The following is a 1057-nucleotide window of genomic DNA, read 5'->3' as shown; positions in this document are numbered from 1 at the left end:
TTGATCCAGCCTCCGCTTCTGCGTGAACACCGCCTATATCAGGCAGATTGGCTTTTGCGTTTTTATGGTTTCACCGCCGAGGAAATCGCTACCGGCACGAAGGCTGGTCATCTTGATTTGGAACTGGATCCAAAACTTGCCTGGGCCATACAGCACCGTGGCCTATTCCCTCTGGATGTAAACCGTGCAAGCCGTGAATTGCTGCTGCGTGTTCCTGGATTCGGTACCCGCACGGTGGATCGCATAATCGTTGCGCGCCAGAACGGCGGTTTAAGATACGAAGATCTGGTGCGGATAGGTGCCAACATGAACAAGGCACGCCCCTTTATCATGACACCTGGCTGGTCGCCGGGGCGGCTCATCGACAACGTCGATTTACGCGCTCGATTTGCACCTCCCGCTGAGCAACTGCGGCTATTATGATCTATTCCGTTAAACTACCCGACGGCGGCACCTTCGATGCGTGGCGTGAGATGGCGCGCATCGCGATATCACATGGTATCGAGCCAAATGATATCGATTGGATCGGAGCAGACGGATTGTTTGATGGGGCGTCGCTGCCCAATGCGCCTGGTGAGCATAAGGCAAGCGTTACGCAGGGGTTTTTGAAGCTTGCGCATTCGGTCATCTGGCATTCGAATCCGGAACGGTTCGGACTGCTCTATCAGGCGTTATGGCGGCTTGACCGAAACGCGGGAGAACCTTTAAGCCATGCCGACCCGCTTGGGCGGCGGCTGCATCTCATGGCAAAATCGGTTGGTCGTGATATCCACAAGATGCATGCTTTCGTACGGTTTCGCGAATTACCTGAGACTGGATTGCGTCGTCGCTTTGCAGCCTGGTTTGAGCCGGAGCATAATATAGTCGAACCGGGTAGTTCCTTTTTTGTAAAGCGTTTCGCGGATATGGACTGGGTGATCGCCACGCCCAGGCTTACAGCTCGATTTGAGGCCGGCAGACTTAGTTACCACCCAGGCGGCACACGCCCTGACTTATCGGAAGATGTCACCGAAACGCTTTGGGGCACCTATTTCGCGAACATCTTCAATCCGGCACG

1 protein-coding gene and 1 pseudogene are annotated in these 1057 nt (G+C 54.8%); both read left to right on the top strand.

Features of this window, described 5'->3' with window-relative positions; translation table 11 throughout:
- A pseudogene (locus FIB18_RS24710) lies at nucleotides 1-423 on the top strand (putative DNA modification/repair radical SAM protein); the annotation flags it as partial.
- A 50-nt stretch (nucleotides 424-473) separates the two neighbouring features.
- On the top strand, nucleotides 474-1057 hold a 584-nt coding region (locus FIB18_RS24705; RefSeq protein ID WP_235894977.1), incomplete at its 3' end, for a TIGR03915 family putative DNA repair protein.

Source organism: Brucella pecoris (assembly GCF_006376675.1).
In the GTDB taxonomy this organism is placed as follows: domain Bacteria; phylum Pseudomonadota; class Alphaproteobacteria; order Rhizobiales; family Rhizobiaceae; genus Brucella; species Brucella pecoris.
Note: the sequence above shows the minus strand (reverse complement) of the source record. Positions and strands in the feature narration are given on the sequence as shown.